Origin of the sequence: Methylobacterium sp. Leaf93 (assembly GCF_001422345.1) — a bacterium.
In the GTDB taxonomy this organism is placed as follows: Bacteria; Pseudomonadota; Alphaproteobacteria; order Rhizobiales; family Beijerinckiaceae; genus Methylobacterium; species Methylobacterium bullatum.
In genome coordinates this window covers 663,097-685,388 of record NZ_LMMS01000001.1, presented here as the reverse complement: position 1 = coordinate 685,388, position 22,292 = coordinate 663,097, and the positions used below count along the sequence as shown (strand labels likewise).

The following is a 22,292-nucleotide window of genomic DNA, read 5'->3' as shown; positions in this document are numbered from 1 at the left end:
TTACGCTTCGCTTTTTAACGGAAGTGAAAATCTACGATGATTCACCAACTCGTCTATTATAGCCGTAACGTCGTGCAGGGTAACGACCGCGCAATGCTTACGAATCTGCGGGACATCGTTTCCGCTTCTCAGCGCAATAATAGCAGAGACGGGATCACCGGCTTCCTCATTTTCGACAAGACGTGGTTCATTCAGATTCTGGAGGGTGAGCAAGCCCAGGTGAGTGCCACCTATACTCGGATTGCACGCGACCCGCGCCACGCCACCGCAACCATCATGGATGCGCGCAATGTTCAGAGCCGCTCCTTCCCCAACTGGACCATGGGCGGCGCGATGCGAACGCCAGAGGTGGAAGAAGTCTACCTGCAGCACGGTATCGGAAGCGCGATCGAGCCGACACGCCTGAAGAGCGCCCACGTCATCAATCTCGCCCTCGATCTTCAGGCCTTCGATGCGGCCAAGCGTCAGGCGCAGCGTCTCGCCAGCTAGCCCCGGCACCCGAGGGTTCGCAGAGTGCACGGACGGCCATGGGTTTTGCTCGTCACCGTCTGGATAATCTGCAGAACCGGCCGTGACGGCTGAGACGGGATCGGCGGCTCAGCACGCCGCCACGTTCACCGCGAGGCCGCCGAGCGAGGTCTCCTTGTATTTCGCCTGCATGTCGTGGCCGGTCTGGCGCATGGTCTCGATGACCTCGTCCAGGCTGACCCGGTGGATGCCGTCGCCGCGCAAAGCCAGGGAGGCGGCCACCACCGCCTTGTTGGCCCCGAAGGCGTTGCGCTCGATGCAGGGGATCTGGACGAGGCCGCCGATCGGGTCGCAGGTCATGCCGAGATGGTGCTCCATGGCGATCTCGGCGGCGTTCTCGATCTGCAGGGTCGAGCCGCCGAGCAGCGCGGCGAGGCCCGCCGCCGCCATGGCCGCCGCCGAGCCGACCTCCCCCTGGCAGCCGACCTCGGCGCCGGAGATCGAGGCGCGGCTCTTGATGAGACCGCCGATGGCGGCCGCCACCAGCAGGAATTCGCGGCCGCGCTCGTCCGACCAGCCGGGGCAGAAGTCGCGGGCGTAGCGCAGGACAGCCGGAACGATCCCGGCGGCGCCGTTGGTGGGGGCGGTCACCACCCGGCCGCCGGCGGCGTTCTCCTCGTTCACCGCGAGGGCGAACAGGCTGATCCAGTCCATGATCTCGTGGGCCGGCCGGGCGTTGAGGTGGCGGTTGGCTTCCAGGTCCTCGAACAGCTTCTTGGCCCGCCGTCGCACCTTGAGGCCGCCGGGCAGTTCGCCGGTCTGGCGCAGGCCCCGGTCGATACAGGCGAACATCGCGTCGCGGATGGCGTCGAGCCCCTCGTCGATGGCCTCGCGGCTGCGGCTCGCGCCCTCGTTGGCGCGCTGGACCTGGGCGATGGAGAAGCCGGTGCGCAGGCACGTGGCCAGGAGATCGGCGGCGCTGGCATAGGGCAGCGGAAACTCCACCGCCTCGCCCGCGCGGACCGCCTCCTCGCCGACGACGAAGCCACCGCCGATGGAATAGCAGGTGACCGTGTCGAGCACCGTGCCGTGCCCGTCGAGGGCACGGAAGCGCATGCCGTTGGTGTGCACCGCCAGCACCTCGGTGAAGTTGAAGACGAGATCGGTCTCGAGGGCGAAGGCCGGCCCGCCGAGGCCGAGCCGGCCCGTCCGCTTCGCCTCGGCCACGTACTCGTCCACCCGGTCGGGGTCGATGGCGGAGGGGCTATGGCCGAGGAGGCCGAGGAGGATGGCGACATCCGTCCCGTGCCCGCGCCCAGTCCAAGCGAGGGAGCCAAAGATCTCGGCGCGGATACGGGCGAGACCGGGACGGCGCCGCGTCCGCTCGCGAAAATCGAGGGCCGCCACCATCGGCCCCACCGTATGCGAACTCGACGGGCCGATCCCGATCTTGAACAGGTCGAAGGCGCTGATCATCGGTCCCGGTCCGTCTCATCCGCAACAGCGCGCGGCGTCGCGACCGCTCGTCTCATCGGCCTGATCTGAAGCTCGGGCCTCGTCTTCGCAAGTGCGAAGCCAATTCCGCGAGGGCGGGATCATTCCTTGCCGGCCACCTCGTTGTCGTCGCGGGCGCGGTGCAGCAGGAAGATCGAGATCACCATGGTGAGGATGAGCCCGGACAGCACGCCGAGCTCGATCATCGAGGCACGGAACAGCGCCTCGCGCTCGGCCGTCATCGGCGCGTGCATCACCTCGGAAGATTGCAGGGTGATGACGAGGACGCGCCGGATCGAGGCGATCAGCCCGACGATGAGGAAGGGCTCGCAGGTGAGCCGCCCCGAGCGCATCGAGACCCGCACCGTGTGCAGGATCTCCACCAGCATCAGCAGGAACAGCAGGCTGTCGACGATCTTGAGGAGTTCGCCCGAACCTCCGAGATGGCGGATCGCGCCGAGGAGCAGGCCCGTCGCGTCGATGAGGGCGAGGATCGCCGTCCCGGCGAGGAGCAGGCCGAGGGCGGCATAGACGGCGTGTTCGGTGTGAAGGAAGACGAAGGCCGAGATCCGGGTCAGCCGGCCTTCCTGCTCGCTGTCTTGCGCCATGTCTCGCCTCCCTTTCCTTCAACTGTCGCGAAGGAGGCGAGAGTCCAGGCTCGGTGCCGGGATTCGTGCGTCAGTGAAAGAACGGCAGAACGTGCGGCGCGTAGAGGCCGAAGCCCAGCATCACCAGGCCGGCGAGGCCCAGGAACCCGCCCGCCAGCGTCAGCGCGGCGATGCCGGTGATGACCTGGGCCGAGGCGAGCACGATGCCGATCTGGAAGGCGGCCGAGCCGAACTCGTAATGGTGGTAGCGATGGAGCGCGAGGTCACGGTGCTCCTGCGAGGCCCGCGCCTTCTCCTGCAGCTCCTTGCGCCCGTCGCCGGTGGCGGGGTCGGATTCCCAGCGGGCCATGGTCTTGGCCCATTCGGCGCGCTTGGCCGCGATGGCCGGTGCGTTGGCCGTCTCCGGCGGGATCAGGGCGAGGGTCTCGTCGGCGGTCTTGAGGATGGTGCCGCGGATGGTGCGGGCCTGGTAATAGGCCCATTGGTTGGAGGATTCGACGTTGGCGCTGAGCGCTTCCGTCTGCGCACCCTTGGCCAGGGTCTCGGCCAGCGCCAGGAACAGCGCCAGCACCGAGATCAGCAGCGCGACCTTCTTGTTCGAGCCCTCAATGGCTCCATGACCCGACATGCCGGATGCTCCCGCTCGATTTCGACGGCGGCAGTCACAGCCGATCCGAAGAGGAAGCGCAACCGTTTCCTCCGCGGTACCCCCGCCAGCGCCGTCAATCCTTGAAGACGTAGCCGGCGATGATCTTGAGCCCGACCGGGCGGCCGGCGGCGAGGCGGTGGGTGTCGGAGGCTTCCACCACCACGGTCTTGCCCTCGGGGCGGTCCACCTCGATCCGCTGGCGGCCCTGGCTGCGATAGGACGAACGCACATGGCCTTCGAGATGGGCCTGGTCGGGCTCGGCGAATTGCAGCTGCCACGGTCGCGCATAGAGCTTGACCGGGCCGACGAGACCGGGCGGTGCCTTCACCGGGGTGAGGCGGCCGTTGACACGGACCTCGCTTCCCTGGGCGATGGCCTCCACCTCGATCGTGTCGCCGAGGAACTTCAGCACGGTGGAGGAGACCGGATTCTCCTGGACCTCGTCAGGGGTGCCGATCTGTTCGAGGCGGCCCTTGGACAGGACGGCGACGCGGTCGGAGAGCTCCAGCGCCTCGTCCTGGTCGTGGGTCACGAAGATCGTGGTCTGGCCGGTGCGGTCGTGGATCTCGCGCAGCCAGCGGCGCAGGTCCTTCCTCACCTGGGCGTCGAGGGCGCCGAAGGGCTCGTCCAGCAGCAGCACGCGGGGCTCGACGGCCAGGGCGCGCGCGAGCGCGATGCGCTGGCGCTGGCCGCCGGAGAGCTGCGACGGGTAGCGGTCGGCGAAGCCCGAGAGCTTGATGAGGTCGAGGAGATCGCCGACCCGGCGCTTGATCTCGGTCTTGGCCGGCCGGTCCGCGCGCTTCCGGGCGTTGAGGCCGTAGGCGATGTTCTCGGCGACACTCATGTGCTTGAACAGGGCGTAGTGCTGGAACACGAAGCCGACGGCGCGCTCCTGCACGGGAACGCGGGTGGCGTCGTCGCTGCCGAAGATGATCCGCCCGCGATCGGGGAAATCGAGCCCGGCGATGATGCGCAGCAGCGTGGTCTTGCCCGAGCCCGAGGGGCCGAGCAGCGCCAGTAGCTCGCCCGCCCGCACGTCGAGGGAAAGGTCGTGCAGCACCGCCGCGGTGTCGAAGGTCTTCGACAGCCCCTCGACCCGGATCGCCGTGGACGAACCCACCGGGTCAGTGACCCCGTGCGCCCGCTGCGATCTCGGCGCTGAATCGCCATTCGAGGAGGGATTTGACGAGGAGGGTGACAAGAGCGAGGCCGGCAAGGAGGGAAGCGACGGCGAAAGAGGCAACGAAGTTGTACTCATTGTAGAGGATCTCCACGTGGAGCGGCAGTGTGTTTGTCAATCCGCGGATGTGGCCCGAGACCACCGACACCGCGCCGAATTCACCCATCGCCCGGGCGTTGCAGAGGAGCACGCTGTAGAGCAGCCCCCAGCGGATATTGGGCAGCGTCACCGTCCGTAAGGCATGCCAGCCGGAGGCGCCGAGGGTCAGCGCCGCTTCTTCTTCTGCGGTTCCCTGCTCCTGCATCAGCGGGATCAGCTGGCGGGCGACGAAGGGAAAGGTGACGAAGATCGTGGCGAGCACGATGCCGGGAACGGCGAAGATGATCTGGATGTCGTGCGCGAGCAGCCACGGGCCGAGGAACCCTTGAGCGCCGAAGACGAGGACGTAGATCAGGCCCGAGACCACCGGCGAGACCGAGAACGGCAGGTCGATGAGGGTCACGAGCAGGTTCTTGCCGCGGAATTCGAACTTGGCGATGGCCCAGGAGGCCATGACGCCGAAGACGAGGTTGAACGGCACGGCGATGGCTGCGGTCAGCAGGGTGAGGCGGATCGCCGAGCGGGCATCCACCTCGGAGAAGGCGGCGAGATAGGCCGACCAGCCCTTGGCGAAGGCCTGGATGAACACCGTCACCAGGGGCAGCACCAGGAACAGGGCGAGGAAGACCACCGCGATCCCGATCAGCAGCGCGCGGACGGCGAAGCCTTCGGTGACCACGCTCCCGGCATGGGCGGGGGGCCGAGTGGTGGCGAGGGCGCTAGACATATCCGAACCTCCGGCGGCTCCAGGCCTGGATCAGGTTGATGGCCAGCAGCGTCACGAACGAGATGCCGAGCATGATCGTCGCGATGGCGCAGGCGCCCCCGTAATCGAACTCGGAGAGCTTGATGACGATGAGGAGCGGCGCGATCTCGGAGACGTAGGGCAGGTTGCCGGCGATGAAGATGATCGAGCCGTATTCCCCGACGCCGCGGGCGAAGGCGAGGGCGAAGCCCGTGAGCACCGCCGGGATCAGCGGCGGTACCACCACCTTGATGAGGGTGTGCCAGCGATCGGCGCCAAGGGTGGCCGAGGCCTCCTCGATCTCCTTGTCGATCTCCTCGATGAGGGGCTGCACCGTCCGCACGGCGAAGGGGAGGCCGATGAAGACCATGGCGATGTAGATGCCCACCGGCGTGTAGGCGGCCTCGATCCCGAGCTTGGCGAGTTGCTCGCCGACGAGACCGTTGGGCGCATAGAGGGAGGCCAGGGCGATGCCGGCGACGGCGGTGGGCAGGGCAAAGGGCAGGTCCACCACCGCGTCCACGATCTTGCGGCCGGGGAACCGGTAGCGGGTCAACACCCAGGCGATGAGGAACCCGAAGACCGAGGCGGTGAGCGCCGCGATGAGCGACACGCCGAAACTCACGCGCAGGGCGCTGGCGACGCGCGGATCGGTGGCCACCTCCCAGATCCCCCACAGGCCGAGGCCGGAGGCGCGGGCGACGAGGGCGGCGAGCGGCAGCAGCACGATGATGCCGAGGCAGGTCAGCGTGTAGCCGAAGGTGATGCCGAAGCCCGGAATCACGCTGGGCTGACGGAAGCGTCGTCTCGGACGCAGAGGGGGCTCTGCCATGGGGTGGTCCTGAAGTGGGTCGCCTCGCTCACGCATCGGCGGGTCGGGAAGCGGGTTCGGTGTCCGGCGGAAGGTCGCCCTCCGCTCCGCGGGCACCCTCCCCGTGACGGCTACGGGTCACACATTTCGCGGTCTGCGCTGACGAGCCCTCCTCCCCCTTGTGGGGAGGAGTTGGAGGTGGGGGTGGTCGGGCGACGCTCAAGCTGCGGAGGCAAGCGGCGCCACCCCCACTCCCGACCTCTCCCCACAAGGGGGAGAGGGACGCGCTCTGCCGTTAAGAGCGGATGTGTGAATCCCGTAGCCGCGACGGGGGAGGTCCGCGTTACTGTGGCGGCTTGCTCAGCTGGTCGAACAGGCCGCCATTGTCGAAGTTCTTCTTCTGGATATCGTCCCAGTTGCCCTGGAGATCCTCGATCTTGAAGAGCTTCAGCTCGGGCAGCTGCGCGAGATGCTCGGGCTTGGCGGCCTCGCGCTTGATCGGACGGTAATGGTGCTTGGCGAAGATCGCCTGTGCCTTGTCCGTGTAGAGGAACTGCAGGTAGGCCTCGGCCTGCTTGCGGGTGCCCTTCTTGTCGACATTGGCGTCGACCAGGGCCACCGGCGGCTCGGCGTAGATCGAGGTCGGCGGCACGACCACGTCGAACTTGTCGCGGCCGAACTCGTCGAACACGAGATAGGCCTCGTTCTCCCATGTCGGCAGCACGTCGCCGAGACCGCGCTGGGCGAAGGTCACGGTGGAGCCGCGCGCGCCCGTATCGAGCACCGGCACCTGCTTGTAGAGCTGGCCGACGAAGGCGTTGGCCTTGTCGGCGTTCTTGCCTTCCTTCTCGTAGGCGTAGCCCCAGGCCGCGAGGAAGTTCCAGCGCCCGCCGGCGGAGGTCTTCGGGTTCGGGGTGATCACCTTCACGTCCGGCTTCACCAGGTCGCCCCAGTCCTTCACACCCTTCGGGTTGCCCTTGCGCACGAGGAACACCACGGTGGAGGTATAGGGCAGGCCTTCGTTGGGCAGCTTGGTGCGCCAGTCGGCCGGGATCTTCTTCGAGATGCGGCTGATCGCGTCGATGTCGGAGGGGATGCCCAGGGTTACCACATCGGCGGGGATACCATCGATGACGGTGCGGGCCTGCGAGCCGGAGCCGCCATGGGCCGCGCGGATGGTGACCGTCTCGCCGGTCTTGGCTTTCCACTCCTCGATGAAGGCCGCGTTGATCTCCTTATAGAGCTCACGCGTCGGATCGTAGGAGACGTTGAGGAGTTCGGTCTGCGCCTGGGCGCTGCCGGCGGCGAACAGCGCGGAGCCGAGCCCCGCCGAGACCAGGCCGACCGAACCGGCGCACAGGGCGAGGATGCGCCTTCTCTGGGAGAGACGGCGGGCGTTGGGCGTCGAGGACATGGTCGAGCTCACAGGGTTGTCTCCGGCTACGTCGCGGCGCGGGAACGTCGCCGTCCCGATGCCCCGGTGATGCTACGTTTCGTTCTTTTTAAAGAACAATGTCAAGCTCGGCCGGATTGGAGTTACTGAGCTTAGATAGGTAATTCTCCTTCAGAAAACGAGGCCATGACGAGATCTTGGCGGTGTGGGGAACGAAAATCTCTCCGTTGCCGCCGATTTGGAACAACATGCTCAGGGAGGCTGGTTCTTTAGAAAGGACGTTCCGCCCCGGATCACGCGCCGATCCGCATGGCGTCCTCCGGCCGATCGCGAGGGCCGCTAGGCCGACGAATCGGCGAAACGGAGAGCGGGGCCGGACGGCGTCGGACCGATCCATGGAGGCACGACGAAGCGCCGGTTGCGGGATGCCGCGACCGGTCGTCCGGGCTGGGTGGCTCACGCTACGTCGAGAGCCGTGATGTGGAGGCAGGCTGGAACGCCGAAGCGTCTCGCGAGGGCCGTTCAGTCGGAGGCGAGGGCGACAAGGGAGAACAGGGTCGCGAGCAGGATGTTTCCGGCGACGACGAGAACGAGGACGGTCATGGGATCGGGTTTCGCGGGTTGGCTGCGGACGGGCCGGGCAGGTCCGGCGCGTGGGCGGGACCAATAGCACCGCAATTCTGAACGGCGTGTGTTGTCCCGCTCATTCCACGTGACGCGTCAGCCTTTCGTGCGGCCGAGCTTCGTCAGCAGCGTCTCGATCCGCTCGCTCACCGGCTCGACCAGCGAAGCCGCATAATGGGTGCGCAGGTTCAGCCCGAGATGGCGTCGTACGCTCGCGGAGAGCGCCACGGGTCTTGCCCGGGGGGCTCGACCGTCCTGCCCGTCATCCGGCTGCATTTTGGTCATGAGGGGTGGCTCCGCTCATATCGACTTTCTCACGGGTGAGTGAGTCGGTCGTGACCAGAAGGCTCCCACGGATTGGTTAAGAACAATTTTATCGATTCCGCGAAAGCCGCATGCGGCCGAGCTTTGCCGGGCGGCGCCAGTTTTCCCCTTTCCTGTCAATGACATTTTACATTTCCAGGGCGAAATAAATCCGCCGCCCGTCCCTCCGGGAGGAAACGGCACGCCTGCAAAGGGTTGCCTCCGGCCGGCCCCTCGGCCGACCCGCCGACAGGGTTACCGAATGGTTTCCGGCTGTGGACGGCCGCACCGAAGCGGGGTTACAACGCTCTCGCTCGCTGAGTCGGATTCAAGTGTTCGGAGAGCAAAAACTGCACGAAGGGGAGATCTTCAAAGAATGCAGACCATCACCATCACAGTGCGAGAGCGCGACACCGTATTGGCGGCATTGCGTTACTATCAATTCTATCGCCTTCAGGGCCATCCCTTTGATCCTCGGCAAGATCACCTGATCGATGCAATTGCGAGTCACTCAGGTGAAAGTCTAGATCTTGCGGAGATCGATGATCTGTGTGCCGGCATTCAGGGCAACAAACACGCCTTGAGCGCGGCCGCCTAGGACCCCCCGAAGGAATACTCCATCGACGGCGGCGGCCTTTCCGCGCCGCCTCGAATACAGGGACGGGCGAGCCGGCGCGCATTCCGCGTCCGCGCCGATACGACGCCGGTCGCGGCGGATGTCCGAGACGGCCTTAAAAGAAAAAACTTCTCTTTTTACGCTTTGCCGGGACATCCCCACGACCCGCCGCGCCATCGCGCAACGGGCCATCGTGCGGGCCACAGGCACCGTGCCGGGCTCCCCCGGCCAGTGCGCCGCGACGGCGGTCGCACCCGCGCCTCACGGAGCCGTGGCGAGCTGGCTCTTGGCGCGCTCCAGCGCGGCGTTACAGGCCTGGGCGTCGCCCTTGCCGTCGGCGGTGCGGGCCTCGTCCAGGGCGACCTTGGCCTGCATCGCGGCATCGGAGCCTCTGCCGGCTTCAGCGGATTTCTCCGGCGGAGCGGCCGGGGTCGAGGCGTTGCCTCCCTGCCCGGTCTCTCCCTGGCCTTCCCGCGCTCCGGCCGCCGCCTTGCCCGAGGTCGAGGCCGAGATGGCGCCGGTCGCCTCCTCCTTCACCTTCGCTTCGAGGCGCGCGATCTTCTCCGAACACGGGGAGGCGAGGACCGGGCCGGCCACAAGGCTGGCGGCGAATCCGGCGGCCAGCAAGGCGGCGAAGGAACGGGGTCTCTGAAACATGGGGCATCCTCAACGGGCGGGTCTGTGACGGGACAACCCGCCGCCGGCCCCTTCGGCTCCGCCGGAGCGGCGAAGTTTACGCCTCGGCGAATCCCGGCCGCGCACCGCCATGGTCGTGGTCGCATTCGCCGTGATCCGCCAGAACCTGGATGACCCGGCACTCGCCCACCCGCCCATGGCCGCATTCCGTCACCATGCGCTGCAATTCCGTGCGCAGGGAGACCAGCCGGGCGATGCGCTGCTCCACCTCCGCCAGGTGGCGCCGCGCGAGGCGGTCCACCTCGGCGCAGGATTCCTCCGGCTGCGCGCTCATGGCGAGAAGTTCGCGAATCGCATCGACCTCGAAGCCGAGCTCGCGCGCGTGCCGGATGAAGTTGAGCCGCGCCACCTCGGCGTCACCGTAGCGGCGCTGCTGCCCGTCGGTGCGCGGCGGCGACGGCATCAGCCCGACCTGCTCGTAATAGCGGATCGTCGGCACCTTCACTCCGGCGCGGCGCGACAGGATTCCGATCGAGAACGTCATTTTCCGCTTGATCCTCTAGTCGCTAGAGCTTGTAGGCTCCTGTCTAACGACGAAACAAGGAGAGAGCCATGGCCGAATCCTGCTGCGGCACGAGCCAGAACCAGCCCGACATCCACACGCACGCGCATGCTCATGCTCATGCTCATGCACCGGGCGACGGGCATCACCATGCCGTCGCGGCGCAGGCTCCGACAGCATCGGCGCACGAGGAATCCTGCGGCTGCGGCGGCGGCGTCCCGGTCTTCGACGGGGTCGATCCGCGCTACAAGCGGGTGCTGTGGTTCGTCATCGCCCTCAACGGCGCGATGTTCGTCACCGAGATGGCGGCGGGCCAGGCGGCCGGATCACAGGCGCTGAAGGCGGACGCCCTCGACTTCCTGGCCGACACCGTCACCTACGGCCTCAGCCTCGCGGTCATCGGCGCGAGCCTGCGCACCCGCTCGTTGGCGGCCCTGGCCAAGGGGGTGAGCCTCAGCCTGATGGCGGTCTGGGTCTTCGGCTCGACGATCTACCAGACCCTCGTCCTCGGCGTGCCGAGCGCGGAATGGATGGGCGGCATCGGCCTGCTGGCGCTGGCCGCCAACGTCGCTTCGGTGTTGCTGCTGATGCGCTACAAGGATGGCGACGCCAATGTCCGCTCCGTCTGGCTGTGCTCGCGCAACGATGCCATCGGCAACATCGTGGTGATGGGCGCGGCTCTGGCGGTGTGGGGCACCACCTCCGCCTGGCCGGACCTCGCGGTCGCCGCCCTCATGGCGGGTATCTTCCTCACCTCCTCGGTCCAGATCCTGAAACAGGCCTGGGGCGAGTATCGGGAGGGAGGCCGGGAGGCGCGGGCGGTGGCGGCTGAGTGAGGTCCGAAAGGCGATTCTGCCTTCGGCACTTCCAACCCGGCCCCTCATCCTGAGGAGCCGGAGCGCAGCGAAGGCCTCGAAGGAGGCCTCCAGGTCGCGCAGTCGGCTCTGGACCCCTCCTTCGAGGCCGCTGCGCGGCACCTCAGGATGAGGTGGAGGGCTGGACCACGTGTCGAACGATGTGACCCTCCGGCCCAAGTCTTCGGGCCGGAGGGTCTTTGTGCTTACGAGCTCAGCTGGTCGCGGATCGGCAGCTGCCGGATGCGGCGGCCGGTGGCGGCGAAGACCGCGTTGGCGATGGCCGGCGCCACGGGGGGGACGCCCGGCTCACCGACGCCGCCGAGCGGACGACTGTAGTCGTTGTTCTGGATCAGGTGGACGTGCAGTTCCTTCGGGGCGGCGTCGAGACGGGTGATTTCGTAGCCGTCGAAGTTGTTCTGCTGCGCGCGCCCATCCTTGAAGGTGATCTCGGCCGATAAGGCCAAGCCCATCCCCATGACGACGGCACCTTCCATCTGCGAGCGGATACGCTCCGGGTTGACGTGCGGCCCGCAATCGACGGCGATGTCGATGCGCTTGACCGAGACCTCACCCTTGGACCCCACCTCCACTTCGGCCGCCACCGCCGTGTGGGTGACGAAGCTGTAGTGTCCGGCAATGCCGAGGCCCCGTCCCTTCGGCAGCTTCCGGCCCCAGCCGATGCCCTTGGCCGCCGCCTCGATGACACCACGCAGGCGCGCGGTCTCGATCGGGTAGCGGGCGGGATCTTCGCCGTAATTCCAGACATCGCCGATGCTGGTCGGGTCGATCACCCGGTCGGGGCCGATCAGGGCCAGCAGGTACTCCTTCGGATCCTTGCCCGCCGCATGCGCCAGCTCGGCGACGAAGGACTGGATCGCGAAGGCGTGCGGGATGTTCGAGACCGAGCGGAACCAGCCGATCCGCACATGCGCATCCGCCGCCGGATTCTCGAGGCGGATGTTGGGCACGTCGAAGGGCGTGTTGGTCAGCCCCATCCCGAGCTCGAAGGGGAGCTCGTTCTTGGCGCCGGCCGCGAAGATCGAACCGATCGTCGGGGCGGCCGAGCGGTGGAGCCAGGCCACCGGCATGCCCTTGTCGTCGAGGCCGGCCTCCAGGCGCTCCACCGAGATCGTGTGGTAGTAGCCGTGATGGAGGTCGTCCTCGCGGGTCCAGGTGAGTTTCACCGGGGCGCCGTCCACGGCCTGCGAGCACAGGGCGGCCTCGAGCACGTAATCGGGCTTGGACTTGCGGCCGAAGCCGCCGCCGAGCAGCGTCACGTTCACCCGCACCTTGTCGGCCGGCAGGTTGAGCTTCTTGGCCAGCCGGTCATGGGTCGCCTGGGGAGCCTGGGTACAGGCCCAGGCCTCGCAGAATCCGTCCTTGATCCGCACCGTGGCGGCCGGCGGCTCCATCGGGGCCTGGACGAGATGGGGCACGAAATACTCGGCCTCGATCCGCTGCTTGGCCTTGGCCATGGCGCCGTCGACGTCGCCCTGGTTGCGCACGACCTTGCCGGGCGCGCGCGCTGCCTTCTCCAACTCGCCCCGGAAGGCGACCGAATCGTAGTTCGCGTTCGGGCCGTCGTCCCAGGTGATCTTCAGGGCCTCGCGGCCCTTCATCGCCGCCCAGGTGTTCTTGGCGATGACGGCGACGCCGCCGATCGGCTGGAACTCGGACGGGATCTCGGGGGCGTCGATCTTGAACACCTTGACCACGCCGGGGATCTTCATGGTCTCGGCATCGTCGTAGCTCGCCACCTTGCCGCCGAAGACCGGCGGGCGGGCGACGAGGGCGTAGAGCATCCCGTCGAGCCGGGTATCGAGGCCGTAGATCGCCTTGCCGGTGGTGATGTCGCGGTTGTCGATGAGGCCGATCTTGCCCTTGCCGATGAACTTGAAGGCCTTGGGGTCCTTCAGGATCACGCTCTCGCGGGCGGGGACGGCGAGTTCGGCGGCGGCCGCCGCGACATCGCCGTAGCCCAGCGTGCGCTTCGACTTGGCGTGGGTGAGGACCGAGTTCTCGGCCTTCACTTCCGTTGCCGGCACGCCCCATTGCTTGGCGGCGGCCTGGACCAGCATGGCCTTCGCCGCAGCACCCGCATGGCGCAGATGCGGGAAGAAGTGGCGCAAGCTGCGCGAGCCGTCGGTATCCTGGTTGCCGAAACGAGCTTCGTCACCCCAGGCCTGGGCGACCCTCACCTTGGCCCAATCGGCATCGAGCTCGTCGGCGACGACGAGGGCGACGGAGGTGCGCACGCCCTGGCCCATCTCCGAGCGATGGCAGGTGATGGTGACGGTGCCGTCCGGCGCGATGGCCACGAACACCTTCGGGTCGTCCTGCCAGCCATGCGGCATGGCATCGGCGCCGAATTTCTTCGGCTCGTCCTTCTTGTCCTCTGCCCGGGCGGAATCCTTCCAGGACAGGGCGAGGACCAGGGCGCCCAGGCCGCCGAGCATGGCGCGGCGGCTGACATTGGCGAGAGCGCTGGGCGCTTCCGAAGCGGCGGCGGTCGTCTCGGCGGCGAGGTCGGCCGTGAGCTGTGCGTCGTGAATCACAGGCGCTCTCCCTTGTTGGCGGCCGGGGCATTGCCGGCGGCCTGGTGGATCGCGGCGCGGATGCGCGGATAGGTGCCACAGCGGCAGAGGTTGCCGCTCATGGCCTCGTCGATCTGGGCGTCGTTGGGCTTCGGCGTATCCTTCAGGAGGGACGCCGCCTGCATCATCTGCCCGCACTGGCAATAGCCGCATTGCGAGACGTTAAGGTCGCGCCACGCCGCCTGGACCGGGTGGTTGCCGTCGGGGGAAAGCCCCTCGATGGTCACCACATCCTGGCCCTCGGCCGCGGAGATGGGGGTGACGCAGCCGCGCACGGCGGTGCCGCCGAGATGGATGGTGCAGGCGCCGCAGAGCGCCTGGCCGCAGCCGAACTTGGTGCCGGTGAGGCCGACTTCGTCGCGCAGGAACCACAGCAGCGGCATATCGGGATCGCCGTCGAAGCTGCGTTCAGCCCCGTTCACGGTGAGTTTGATCATCGGTCTATCCTGTCATCGCTCAGGCCACGGACCGGTCGAGATCGGCTGGCCACCAATCCGTCGGGCTCGCGAATACCTCGGAGGTCGTCAGTCAGGCGCGGGGCGCGCGCGACATGGTCGCCGTCCCGCATCGAAACATATTTGAGGTGCGGCAGCGGATCCGGCGCCCCTCCATAGGGAACCGTCGCAGTGCACGAAGCCCCCACGCCCCGTACCTCATAATGAATCCAATTAAACGGTAGGGGTGCTGCAGTGCAACGGCCGGCAGCCGCGGGCGCCGCTTTCGCGAAGCTCGGCTGCGGATTCGATGTGCTGTTGCGCACGGCGCGTATTGAGGCGCTGCGACGTTTTCGACGATCGCTCGTTGTCTATGCCGGCTCTGCCGACATCGCTCCGGCCGTGGCTCAAACCGTTCGAATCATTTTGATATCGGCGTGGTCACACCGCATGATCGCTCTGTCCACTTAGATGCGGATGCCAAAGTCGATCATCCAATCAGCCCCCCTCATCCTGAGGTGCCCGCGTCAGCGGGCCTTGAAGGAGGCCTCCAGTCGTCGCGCGATCTTAAGGAGCCCTCCCTCAAAGCCGCTACACGGCCCCTCAGGAGGAGGCAAAGCCCTGGAGAAACACCGAAAACGGGCGCTCAGGTCTCCACGAGGCCGGAACTTGACCCGCTCGCCTCGGAATCCCCCCGCCCATGGGGCAAGGCGAGGTATTCCGACGAGCGCATCTCGATGAGGCGCGAGACCGTGCGGTCGAACTCGAACGCTTCGCGGCCCTCGGTTGCCGTATAGAGACCGGTCGGCTCGGCCGCCGCCGAGGCGATGAGCTTCACATGGGCGTCGTAGAACGTATCGACGAGGGTGATGAAGCGCTTGGCCTCGTTGCGGTTCGCCTCGCCCATCACCGGGATTCCCGAGACGATCACCGTCTGGAACGACTGGGCGATGGCCATGTAGTCGGACGCGCCGAGCGGCTGGGCGCAGAGATCGGCGAAGCCGAACCGGGCGACGCCGGCGGCCTCCTCCGGCACGGAAACCTCGCGGCCCTTCACCCGGATCGTGGCCGGCTTGCCCCTCGCCTTGCCGGTGAGGCCCTTGAAGGCCTGGGTGAGGGCCGCCTCGGCCGCCTCGTCGGCGGGCACGTGATAGACCGAGGCCCCGCCGAGCTTTTCCAGGCGGAAATCCGTGCGGGAATCGAGGCGCAGGATCTCGACCCGGCTCTTCAGCTCCGCGACGAAGGGCAGGAACAGGGCACGGTTGAGCCCGCCCTCGTAGAGCCGGTCGGGCTCGACGTTGGAGGTCGCCACCACGGTGACGCCGCGCTTGAACAGGGCCCCGAACAGCCGCCCGAGGATCATCGCATCGGCGATGTCGGTGACCGTGAACTCGTCGAAGCAGAGCAGCGTCGCTTCGTCGGCCAGCGCGTCCGCCACCACCGGGATCGGGTCGTCACCCTTGGCCGTGCCCGCCTTGAGCGCCTGCCGGTGAGCGTGGATGCGCTCATGGGCATCCGACAGGAAGCCGTGGAAATGGACCCGGCGCTTCTTGCCCGGCGCCGCCTCGTGGAACAGGTCCATCAGCATGGTCTTGCCGCGCCCGACGGAGCCCCAGATGTAGAGGCCCCTGGGCGGGCCTTCGCCGTCGCCGCTGCGCCCGAACAGCCAGCCGAGCGCGCTGCCCTTCTTCGCCCGTCTGCGCCGGTCGAGATCCTGGACCAGCCTGTCGAGAGCCTGCACCAGATGAATCTGGGCCGGGTCGCGCTCGATGGCGCCGGACGAGACCAGCATGTCGTAGCGTGCCGAGACCGGACCGGGAGGAGAATCGCCGCCCTGCGAACCGGCGGACGGGGCGGAACCTGAGGGGGGACTCACGACGATGGCGACCTCGGATACGAGACGGCGCGATGGCCGCGCGCGCGTCGATGGAACCGGTCCGGCGACAGGTCCGAAGACCGTAGGCCCGAAGACCGGTCTGCCGCGCGTCGCCGGGGGGATCAAGCGCGGCGCGTCGGCGGGATGACGTTTTGTTGCATTGCACAAAACCGGTGCCGATGCCATCTGGTAGCTTCCTCGAGGGAGGTTACGCCCGGAGCCCGCGCAGCATGCGCGTTGTCATTCCGGAGTACGGCACCACGATGCCCGACACGATTCCGACCGGACCGAATGTCCGGCGCCTCTGGCCCAGCGACCGTGCCATGGTCGAGGCCTATTTCCTAAGGCTCGACCCCGATACCAGAGCCAACCGCTTCATGGCCGCCCTGAGCGATGCTGCGGCCGTCGCCTACGCCGCCCGTGCCCTCACGGTCGAGGGGCTGGTCTTCGGCGGTTTCGTCGAGGGGACGTTGCGCGCGCTCGGCGAATTGCGCCCGCTCACCGGCCCCGTGCCGGGGCTGAGCCTCGGTCGCGACGCGGAGGCGGCCTTCGCCGTGGAGCGCGGGTTTCGCCGCAACGGCCTCGGCCACGCCCTCTTCCGGCGGATCGTCTCGGCGGCGCGCAACCGCGGCGTCCGCGACCTGCATGTCCGCTGTCTCAGCCGGAACGGACCCATGCGCGGACTCGCCACGAAGCTCGGCGCCGTCGTAACCCTGGCCGATGGCGATGCGGAGGGGGCTCTCGTCCTGGCCCGTCCGACGCCGATCTCCCTCTGGCGGGAGGGTCTCGACGAGGCGCTGGACTTCACCCTGGCGGTGGCCGCCGCGGCCGAGCCGCTGAAAAGGGCGGCGTGAGAGATGGCGTCATCCGGCGGATTGGCGGCGGTGCCGCCCGGCGCTATCCTTTGCTCCCACCGGGCGGCGCATCCGCCCGGCACCCCGGTCGAAACGATCGCTCCGCCATGAGATCCTGTGCCATGAGATCCGCGCTCGCCGCCTGTATCGTCCTGGCTCCGCTCACTGTTTCGGCACAGGAGCGGCCGGCGACGCCCGCCATGCTCTGCGCCGATGCCGCCGCCCTGGTGAACCGCGTCGGCGCCATCGTGATGACGACGGGGCCGATCACCTACGACAGGATCGTCCGCGACGGCGGCTTCTGCCCCCTGCCGGAAGCGCCCAAGCCCACCTACGAACTCACCCGTGACGTGGCCAAATGCTTCGTCGGATATGTCTGCCGCGACAAGTTCAACGAGGGCAGCACGCGCGACTGAGCACCGCCACGCGCCGGCGCCATGGCCAAGCTGTCACCGTGTGGCCCAGTCTCCACCCAATGGCCGCCGCATGGCGCAGTTAGACCGGGTCCCGTTCGTCATGATCGAGGGGGCTTGCCGCATGACCATTGCCGAGAATCTCGTCCAGGATCGGCGACCGCCGGACGGTGCAGCCACGGTCCGTCTGGAGCTTTGCGTGGCGCATACGCTGCGCGTCATCGCGGCGGCCCGCACCGAGCGCGACGACGCGCCGGTGAAGGCGGCCCGACGCCAACTCGCTGAAATCTATGGCGTAACCCGTCTCAACCGACGCCTGGAGCGCGGTCGGCACTCGGCCTGAATCAGCGCGGCGCACGCCCCGGTTTCATCGCCAGCCAGATCGTGTGGCGGGCGCCGCTGGTGACATTGGCCCTGACAGGAACTTCCTCCACGGCGAACCCGCCCCGGCGAAGGCGCTGAGTGAAGGTTCGGTCCGGATGCGCAGACCATACGGCGAGCACGCCACCAGGCCGCAGGGCCGTCATGGCCGCGCCCAATCCCGCCCCGTCATAGAGCCTGTCATTGGCCGCCCTGGTGAGCCCGTCGGGGCCGTTATCGACGTCGAGGAGGATGGCGTCGTAGGCCGCGGTCGCCGAGCGGATCGCGCCGACGACATCGCCGATCCGCAGGTCCACCCGCGTATCGTCGAGGGCATTCGCCGACAGGGCGCTCAACGGTCCCCGCACCCAGTCCGCCACGTTCGGCACGAGTTCGGCGACGACGATCGCGGCGTCGGGGCGCAACGCATCGAGGGCCGCGCGCAGGGTGAAACCCATGCCGAGACCGCCGATCAGGAAACGCGCGCCCGCGCGGCCTCCGACCCGCTCCGCCGCGAGTATCGCCAGCGCCTTCTCCGAGCCGCTGAGGCGGCTGTTCATCAACTCGTTATGTCCGAGCTGGATCGAGAATTCGGTGCCGCGCTGAAGCAGCCGCAACTGGCCCGCATCCCCGGGGATCGGTGCGGTGTCGAGGACGAGCCAGGGAATCATGAGCGGGGCCGGCGGGACTGCATGCCGACCCGGCTATCACAACCGGGGCGAGGGATCACGCGAGGCCGGGCAGACACCCCTCCCCGACAGGGGAGGGGCCGCTGGCGTCCGGCTAGAACAGGCCTTCGATCTGCCCGTCGGCATCGAGATGGATGCCCTCCGAGGCGGGGACCTTGGGCAGGCCGGGCATGGTCATGATCTCACCGCAGATCACCACGACGAAGCCGGCGCCGGCCGAGAGCCGCACGTCGCGCACCGAGATGGTGTGGCCCGAGGGAGCGCCCATCAGGTTCGGGTCGGTGGAGAACGAGTACTGCGTCTTGGCCATGCAGACCGGCAGGTTGCCGTAGCCGTCCTTCTCGAACTGGGCGAGCTTGGTGGCGGCCTTGGATTCCACCTGGATGTCGCCCGCGCCGTAGAGCTTGGTGGCGATGGTCTTGACCTTGTCGGTGAGCTTGGTCTCGGTCTCGTAGGCGAAGGTCAGCGGCTTCTGCTCGCCCTCGGCGAGCTTGACCACGGCCTGCGCCAGCTCCTCGGCGCCGGCTCCGCCTTCCGCCCAATGCTTGCAGGTGATGGCCTCGACCTGGAGCTTGTCGCGGCACAGCTCCTTCAGCTTGGCGTGCTCGGCATCGGTGTCGGCGTAGAAGTGGTTGACGCCGATGACCACGGGCAGGCCGAAGCCGCGCACGTTCTTCACGTGGCGGGCGAGGTTGGCGAAGCCCTTCTCCAGGGCGTCGAGGTTCTCGGAGCCGAGCTCCTTCTTGGAGACGCCGCCATGCATCTTGAGGGCGCGCACTGTGGCGACGATGACCACCGCCGAGGGCTTCAGCCCCGCCTGCCGGCACTTGATGTCGATGAACTTCTCGGCGCCGAGATCCGCACCGAAGCCGGCTTCGGTGACCACGTAATCGCCGAGCTTGAGGCCGGCGCGGGTGGCGATCACCGAGTTGCAGCCATGGGCGATGTTGGCGAAGGGGCCGCCATGGATCAGGGCCGGGTTGCCCTCCAGGGTCTGGACGAGGTTCGGCTGCAGCGCGTCCTTGAGGAGCACGGTCATCGCTCCCGTGGCCTTCACGTCGGCGAGCGTCACCGGCTTGCGGTCGCGGGTCTCGGCGATGACGATGCGGCCGAGGCGGGCCTCGAGGTCGTCGAGGTCACGGGCGAGGCAGAACACCGCCATGACTTCCGAGGCCACCGTGATGTCGAACCCGTCCTCGCGCGGGAAGCCGTTGGCGACGCCGCCCAGCGACTGGGTGATAGACCGCAGGGCGCGGTCGTTCATGTCGACGACCCGGCGCCAATGGATGCGGCGCACGTCGATGTTGAGCTCGTTGGCCCAGTAGACGTGGTTGTCGATGAGCGCGGCGGCGAGGCTGTGAGCCGATGTGATGGCGTGGAAATCGCCGGTGAAGTGCAGGTTGATCTGCTCCATTGGCACGACCTGGGCCTTGCCGCCGCCGGCGGCACCCCCCTTCATCCCGAAACAGGGTCCGAGCGAGGGCTCCCGCAGACACATCACCGTCTTCTTGCCGATGCGGTTCAGCGCATCGCCGAGGCCGACCGTGGTCGTAGTCTTTCCTTCGCCCGCCGGGGTCGGGCTGATGGCGGTGACGAGGACGAGCTTGCCCTCGGGCTTCGATTCCAGCGACTTGATGAAGGCGTGGTCGATCTTGGCGATGTGCCGGCCGTAATGATGCAGCGCCTCGTCCGGAATGCCGATTTTCTCGGCCACCTGCGTGATCGGCTTCAGGGTTGCCGCGCGGGCGATCTCGATGTCTGAGGGCATAGGTCTCTCCCGGTCTGTCGTCGCGATGGCGTGTCGCGCGGGCGTTTATTGTGGAACGTCGTGTGTTCGGGGCGTCGGGCATCGGCGCCGCGGGCACCATGCTTCACCGTTGTCATCACTGTGAGCGATGGAGCAAGCAAAAGCGCGTCGGAATTTTTCAACGCATCTGCAAAATTTCATTTGAGAGTGCGGAATCCAGCATGGATCGCCCGCGGCGGTGGGCGGGGCCGGCGTCAGCCCGACATCGCCGTTGCTGTGTAGCCGGCTTGGTCCAGAGCCTCGGCGATCGTCAAGGCCTGGGCATCGGTGGTGATCGCCACGCGCCCGTGATCGCGGTCGACGGCGATATGCGCCTCAGGATCGATCCGGAGGATCGCCTTGCGCACGGCCTCGGCGCACCCGTCGCAGGTCATGCCGTCCACCTGCATCAGCAGGTCCACCCGTCTCGCGTCCATCCACCCGCTCCCGTCGCTGGGTCATGTCCCGCACTCATGTAGAGCCAAATCCCCTCCGGCCGCGAGAGGGAATGGCCCCGGCGGCCTCCGCGGCGATGCCAGGCTGGCTGAAGCCAAGCTTGGAAGCTCATGCAACACATGGCAAAAAACCGGTTCACGCAGCCTGCGTCCATCTTGTGGGACCTCGTCGTGTCGGCGACAACCGGAGCCTATCCCGACTTGCGGAATCCGTAACCGGGACCCTGCATCTCCGCTCGATTGTCGTGAGGGTAAGAGTATTCCGATGGCCCGGATCGTCGGCCGACGCACGGTCCCGTGGCTCCTGAGTCTGATCGGGTTCGTGGTCCTGGCGCCGCTCGCAGTGATCTCCCCCATCGGCGGCGCCTTTGGATTGGCGGCCATGGGCGGCTTCGTCGCCATCCTGGCCTCGCGCCGGGCGCGTAAGCTCGACCAGCGCTGCGAGAAGCTCTCGGGCGAATTCGACATTCTCTCGCAACGCCTCGTGCGCCTGGAGACCGTGGCCCGCCTCATCGCCGACCAGCAGATGCGGATCGAGCGTGCCCGCGCCGACGAGGCCGAACCGGCACAGGGCAAGCAGGCCGGGAACGCCGCGGTGGAGGCCGCCGTCGAGGAAGTCACGGCGGAAATCGGCCTGCTCAGCGGCATCGTCCGCGAACTCGCCGCCGTGGTCGCCACGCAGGATGGTGAGATCGCCCGCCTCAAGGCGACGCCGCCGGCGGGTCCCGCCCCGACTCCGGTCGTCCGGCCGGCCTCCCGTCAGCCCGTCCTCGATGCCCCCGTCGTCCCGCCGCCTTCCCCGGCATTCCGCAACGAGACGGGCGGGACCCCCTGGGTGCCCCGAGCCTGGCCGCCGCTCGAGCGGTCCGAGCCCGTCACGGACCGGGCGCGACCGGACCGGAGCCGCGATGCGGTCATGGTCGCGGCCTTCGACGGCGACGGGCTCGAAGTCCATCTCCAGCCCATCGTCTCCCTGCCCCAGCGCAAGGTCGTGTCCTACGAGGCACTGGCGCGCCTGCGCCTCGGCGCCGACATCCTCAAGCCGGAACTGTTCCTGCCGGTCCTCGAACGCCATGGACGGACGACCGAACTCGATCGACGCATGCTTCCCCTGGTCGCCACCGTGGCACGCCATCTCAGCGGGCGCGGCAGTCAGGCCGCGGTGACCTACGCCCTGTCGCCGCATTCCCTGTTCGAGCCCGGTTTCCTGCGCACGCTGCCTCGGCTGCTCGTCGGCGAGCCCGGTCTGTCGGGCCGCCTCGTGATCGCGCTGCCCCAGTCGAGCTGGCGCAGCCTCGACGCCGAGCAGGCGGGCGCGTTGGCGGAACTGCGCGGCCGTGTCGGCTTCGCCCTGGACCGTCCCGTTGACCTGCGGCTCGATCCACTGGCCCTGGCCGACCGGGGCGTCAGCCAGGTCAAGGTCCCCGCCGATCTCCTGCTGCGTCCCGATTCCCGCCAGGCCATGCCCGATATCGCTCTCGACGACCTCGTCGCCTCCCTGTCCCGGGCCGGCATCCGGCTCGTCGCGGAGTCGGTCGAACGCGAGAGCGACGTGCCCGATCTCATCGATCTCGACGTTCCACTGGCGCAAGGCACCGTCTTCGCTCCGGCGCGGGCCGTGCGGGCCGAGGTCCTGGCCGCCACTCCGCCACAGGCCGCACCATCCCCGGTGCCACCTCCGTCCCGAGAACCCGGCGGCGACGATCCGGAACCGCCGCCGCAGCGTCGGCCGTTCCGCGATTTTCTGCGCCGCGCCGGCTGAGGCAGACCTGCCCGGACCCCGGCG

Annotated in this window: 23 protein-coding genes; 7 read left to right on the top strand and 16 right to left on the bottom strand. The window is 67.8% G+C overall.

Features of this window, described 5'->3' with window-relative positions:
• Nucleotides 1-36: 36 nt before the first annotated feature.
• A complete protein-coding gene (locus ASF26_RS02970; RefSeq protein ID WP_056143771.1) occupies nt 37-489 on the top strand; it encodes a BLUF domain-containing protein in 453 nt (150 codons plus the stop codon).
• Nucleotides 490-597: 108 nt separating this feature from the next.
• Here ASF26_RS02970 and ASF26_RS02965 read toward each other — a convergent pair whose 3' ends face one another.
• From ASF26_RS02965 to ASF26_RS02930, 8 genes are all read right to left on the bottom strand, one after another.
• Nucleotides 598-1,944, bottom strand: a complete 1,347-nt coding sequence (locus ASF26_RS02965) for an L-serine ammonia-lyase (protein WP_056249253.1) — start codon at nt 1,942-1,944, stop codon at nt 598-600.
• A 119-nt stretch (nt 1,945-2,063) separates the two neighbouring features.
• The gene (locus tag ASF26_RS02960) at nt 2,064-2,570 is read right to left on the bottom strand and encodes a phosphate-starvation-inducible PsiE family protein (protein ID WP_056249250.1); all 507 of its coding nucleotides are present in this window, start codon (nt 2,568-2,570) and stop codon (nt 2,064-2,066) included.
• 70 nt (nt 2,571-2,640) lie between these two features.
• Nucleotides 2,641-3,198 (bottom strand): DUF4337 domain-containing protein, encoded by a 558-nt coding sequence (locus tag ASF26_RS02955; protein ID WP_018045979.1) that lies wholly within the window; start codon nt 3,196-3,198, stop codon nt 2,641-2,643.
• Between the two features lie 94 nt (nt 3,199-3,292).
• On the bottom strand, nt 3,293-4,339 hold the full coding sequence (gene cysA / locus ASF26_RS02950) for a sulfate ABC transporter ATP-binding protein (protein WP_056249246.1): 1,047 nt from the start codon (nt 4,337-4,339) through the stop codon (nt 3,293-3,295).
• Between the two features lie 4 nt (nt 4,340-4,343).
• A complete protein-coding gene (gene cysW, locus ASF26_RS02945) occupies nt 4,344-5,225 on the bottom strand; it encodes a sulfate ABC transporter permease subunit CysW (protein ID WP_056249243.1) in 882 nt (293 codons plus the stop codon).
• Nucleotides 5,218-6,075, bottom strand: coding sequence for a sulfate ABC transporter permease subunit CysT (gene cysT / locus ASF26_RS02940; protein WP_056249239.1), 858 nt, complete (start codon nt 6,073-6,075; stop codon nt 5,218-5,220). The genes cysW and cysT overlap by 8 nt, the downstream gene beginning before the upstream one ends.
• A 322-nt stretch (nt 6,076-6,397) precedes the next feature.
• Complete coding sequence (locus ASF26_RS02935; RefSeq protein ID WP_280136341.1) at nt 6,398-7,480, bottom strand: sulfate ABC transporter substrate-binding protein; 1,083 nt, start codon at nt 7,478-7,480, stop codon at nt 6,398-6,400.
• A 687-nt stretch (nt 7,481-8,167) separates the two neighbouring features.
• Nucleotides 8,168-8,356 carry a hypothetical protein gene (locus tag ASF26_RS02930; protein ID WP_056249236.1) on the bottom strand — a complete coding sequence of 63 codons (189 nt, stop codon included), beginning with the start codon at nt 8,354-8,356 and terminating at the stop codon, nt 8,168-8,170.
• Between the two features lie 394 nt (nt 8,357-8,750).
• On the opposite strand from ASF26_RS02930, the gene ASF26_RS02925 reads away from it, so the two are divergent.
• Complete coding sequence (locus ASF26_RS02925) at nt 8,751-8,972, top strand: hypothetical protein (RefSeq protein WP_018045985.1); 222 nt, start codon at nt 8,751-8,753, stop codon at nt 8,970-8,972.
• A 279-nt stretch (nt 8,973-9,251) separates the two neighbouring features.
• Here ASF26_RS02925 and ASF26_RS02920 read toward each other — a convergent pair whose 3' ends face one another.
• Nucleotides 9,252-9,647, bottom strand: coding sequence for a hypothetical protein (locus ASF26_RS02920; RefSeq protein WP_056249232.1), 396 nt, complete (start codon nt 9,645-9,647; stop codon nt 9,252-9,254).
• 76 nt (nt 9,648-9,723) lie between these two features.
• The gene (locus ASF26_RS02915; protein ID WP_018045987.1) at nt 9,724-10,170 is read right to left on the bottom strand and encodes a helix-turn-helix domain-containing protein; all 447 of its coding nucleotides are present in this window, start codon (nt 10,168-10,170) and stop codon (nt 9,724-9,726) included.
• Nucleotides 10,171-10,238: 68 nt separating this feature from the next.
• Between ASF26_RS02915 and ASF26_RS02910 the strand changes: the two genes are divergently transcribed.
• Complete coding sequence (locus tag ASF26_RS02910; RefSeq protein ID WP_056249226.1) at nt 10,239-11,024, top strand: cation transporter; 786 nt, start codon at nt 10,239-10,241, stop codon at nt 11,022-11,024.
• A gap of 224 nt (nt 11,025-11,248) precedes the next feature.
• Here the strand turns inward: ASF26_RS02910 and ASF26_RS02905 are convergent, their stop codons facing one another.
• The 3 genes from ASF26_RS02905 to zapE form a co-directional block, all read right to left on the bottom strand.
• A complete protein-coding gene (locus ASF26_RS02905; RefSeq protein ID WP_056249223.1) occupies nt 11,249-13,600 on the bottom strand; it encodes a xanthine dehydrogenase family protein molybdopterin-binding subunit in 2,352 nt (783 codons plus the stop codon).
• Entirely contained in the window at nt 13,597-14,076 is a 480-nt protein-coding gene (locus ASF26_RS02900; RefSeq protein WP_056249219.1) for a (2Fe-2S)-binding protein, read from the bottom strand. The genes ASF26_RS02905 and ASF26_RS02900 overlap by 4 nt, the downstream gene beginning before the upstream one ends.
• A gap of 643 nt (nt 14,077-14,719) precedes the next feature.
• Nucleotides 14,720-15,865: a cell division protein ZapE gene (gene zapE / locus ASF26_RS02895; protein ID WP_056249216.1), complete on the bottom strand. Its 1,146-nt coding sequence runs from the start codon at nt 15,863-15,865 to the stop codon at nt 14,720-14,722.
• Nucleotides 15,866-16,179: 314 nt separating this feature from the next.
• Between zapE and ASF26_RS02890 the strand changes: the two genes are divergently transcribed.
• From ASF26_RS02890 to ASF26_RS02880, 3 genes are all read left to right on the top strand, one after another.
• Nucleotides 16,180-16,803, top strand: a complete 624-nt coding sequence (locus tag ASF26_RS02890; RefSeq protein WP_244475796.1) for a GNAT family N-acetyltransferase — start codon at nt 16,180-16,182, stop codon at nt 16,801-16,803.
• A gap of 122 nt (nt 16,804-16,925) precedes the next feature.
• Complete coding sequence (locus ASF26_RS02885) at nt 16,926-17,219, top strand: hypothetical protein (RefSeq protein WP_056249213.1); 294 nt, start codon at nt 16,926-16,928, stop codon at nt 17,217-17,219.
• A 121-nt stretch (nt 17,220-17,340) separates the two neighbouring features.
• Nucleotides 17,341-17,559: a hypothetical protein gene (locus ASF26_RS02880; RefSeq protein WP_056249210.1), complete on the top strand. Its 219-nt coding sequence runs from the start codon at nt 17,341-17,343 to the stop codon at nt 17,557-17,559.
• Between the two features lies 1 nt (nt 17,560).
• On the opposite strand, the gene ASF26_RS02875 is transcribed toward ASF26_RS02880, so the two are convergent.
• From ASF26_RS02875 to ASF26_RS02865, 3 genes are all read right to left on the bottom strand, one after another.
• Entirely contained in the window at nt 17,561-18,247 is a 687-nt protein-coding gene (locus tag ASF26_RS02875) for a spermidine synthase (RefSeq protein WP_056249207.1), read from the bottom strand.
• Nucleotides 18,248-18,359: 112 nt separating this feature from the next.
• Nucleotides 18,360-20,033, bottom strand: coding sequence for a formate--tetrahydrofolate ligase (locus ASF26_RS02870; protein ID WP_056249194.1), 1,674 nt, complete (start codon nt 20,031-20,033; stop codon nt 18,360-18,362).
• Nucleotides 20,034-20,266: 233 nt separating this feature from the next.
• Complete coding sequence (locus tag ASF26_RS02865) at nt 20,267-20,488, bottom strand: heavy-metal-associated domain-containing protein (protein WP_056249192.1); 222 nt, start codon at nt 20,486-20,488, stop codon at nt 20,267-20,269.
• A gap of 283 nt (nt 20,489-20,771) precedes the next feature.
• Here ASF26_RS02865 and ASF26_RS02860 point away from each other — a divergent pair, with 283 nt between their 5' ends.
• Complete coding sequence (locus tag ASF26_RS02860; RefSeq protein ID WP_056249190.1) at nt 20,772-22,268, top strand: EAL domain-containing protein; 1,497 nt, start codon at nt 20,772-20,774, stop codon at nt 22,266-22,268.
• The last annotated feature ends 24 nt before the right edge of the window (nt 22,269-22,292 follow it).

Coding starts and splice junctions, on each gene's coding strand:
- ASF26_RS02875 (WP_056249207.1), bottom strand. CDS start 18,247: ATGATTCCCTGGCTCGTCCTCGACACCGCACCGATCCCCGGGGATGCG.
- ASF26_RS02910 (WP_056249226.1), top strand. CDS start 10,239: ATGGCCGAATCCTGCTGCGGCACGAGCCAGAACCAGCCCGACATCCAC.
- ASF26_RS02915 (WP_018045987.1), bottom strand. CDS start 10,170: ATGACGTTCTCGATCGGAATCCTGTCGCGCCGCGCCGGAGTGAAGGTG.
- cysW (WP_056249243.1), bottom strand. CDS start 5,225: ATGTCTAGCGCCCTCGCCACCACTCGGCCCCCCGCCCATGCCGGGAGC.
- ASF26_RS02930 (WP_056249236.1), bottom strand. CDS start 8,356: ATGACCAAAATGCAGCCGGATGACGGGCAGGACGGTCGAGCCCCCCGG.
- ASF26_RS02920 (WP_056249232.1), bottom strand. CDS start 9,647: ATGTTTCAGAGACCCCGTTCCTTCGCCGCCTTGCTGGCCGCCGGATTC.
- ASF26_RS02880 (WP_056249210.1), top strand. CDS start 17,341: ATGACCATTGCCGAGAATCTCGTCCAGGATCGGCGACCGCCGGACGGT.
- ASF26_RS02890 (WP_244475796.1), top strand. CDS start 16,180: ATGCGCGTTGTCATTCCGGAGTACGGCACCACGATGCCCGACACGATT.
- ASF26_RS02865 (WP_056249192.1), bottom strand. CDS start 20,488: ATGGACGCGAGACGGGTGGACCTGCTGATGCAGGTGGACGGCATGACC.
- ASF26_RS02885 (WP_056249213.1), top strand. CDS start 16,926: ATGAGATCCGCGCTCGCCGCCTGTATCGTCCTGGCTCCGCTCACTGTT.
- cysT (WP_056249239.1), bottom strand. CDS start 6,075: ATGGCAGAGCCCCCTCTGCGTCCGAGACGACGCTTCCGTCAGCCCAGC.
- zapE (WP_056249216.1), bottom strand. CDS start 15,865: ATGCTGGTCTCGTCCGGCGCCATCGAGCGCGACCCGGCCCAGATTCAT.
- ASF26_RS02860 (WP_056249190.1), top strand. CDS start 20,772: ATGGCCCGGATCGTCGGCCGACGCACGGTCCCGTGGCTCCTGAGTCTG.
- ASF26_RS02955 (WP_018045979.1), bottom strand. CDS start 3,198: ATGTCGGGTCATGGAGCCATTGAGGGCTCGAACAAGAAGGTCGCGCTG.
- ASF26_RS02965 (WP_056249253.1), bottom strand. CDS start 1,944: ATGATCAGCGCCTTCGACCTGTTCAAGATCGGGATCGGCCCGTCGAGT.
- ASF26_RS02870 (WP_056249194.1), bottom strand. CDS start 20,033: ATGCCCTCAGACATCGAGATCGCCCGCGCGGCAACCCTGAAGCCGATC.
- ASF26_RS02960 (WP_056249250.1), bottom strand. CDS start 2,570: ATGGCGCAAGACAGCGAGCAGGAAGGCCGGCTGACCCGGATCTCGGCC.
- ASF26_RS02925 (WP_018045985.1), top strand. CDS start 8,751: ATGCAGACCATCACCATCACAGTGCGAGAGCGCGACACCGTATTGGCG.
- ASF26_RS02970 (WP_056143771.1), top strand. CDS start 37: ATGATTCACCAACTCGTCTATTATAGCCGTAACGTCGTGCAGGGTAAC.
- ASF26_RS02900 (WP_056249219.1), bottom strand. CDS start 14,076: ATGATCAAACTCACCGTGAACGGGGCTGAACGCAGCTTCGACGGCGAT.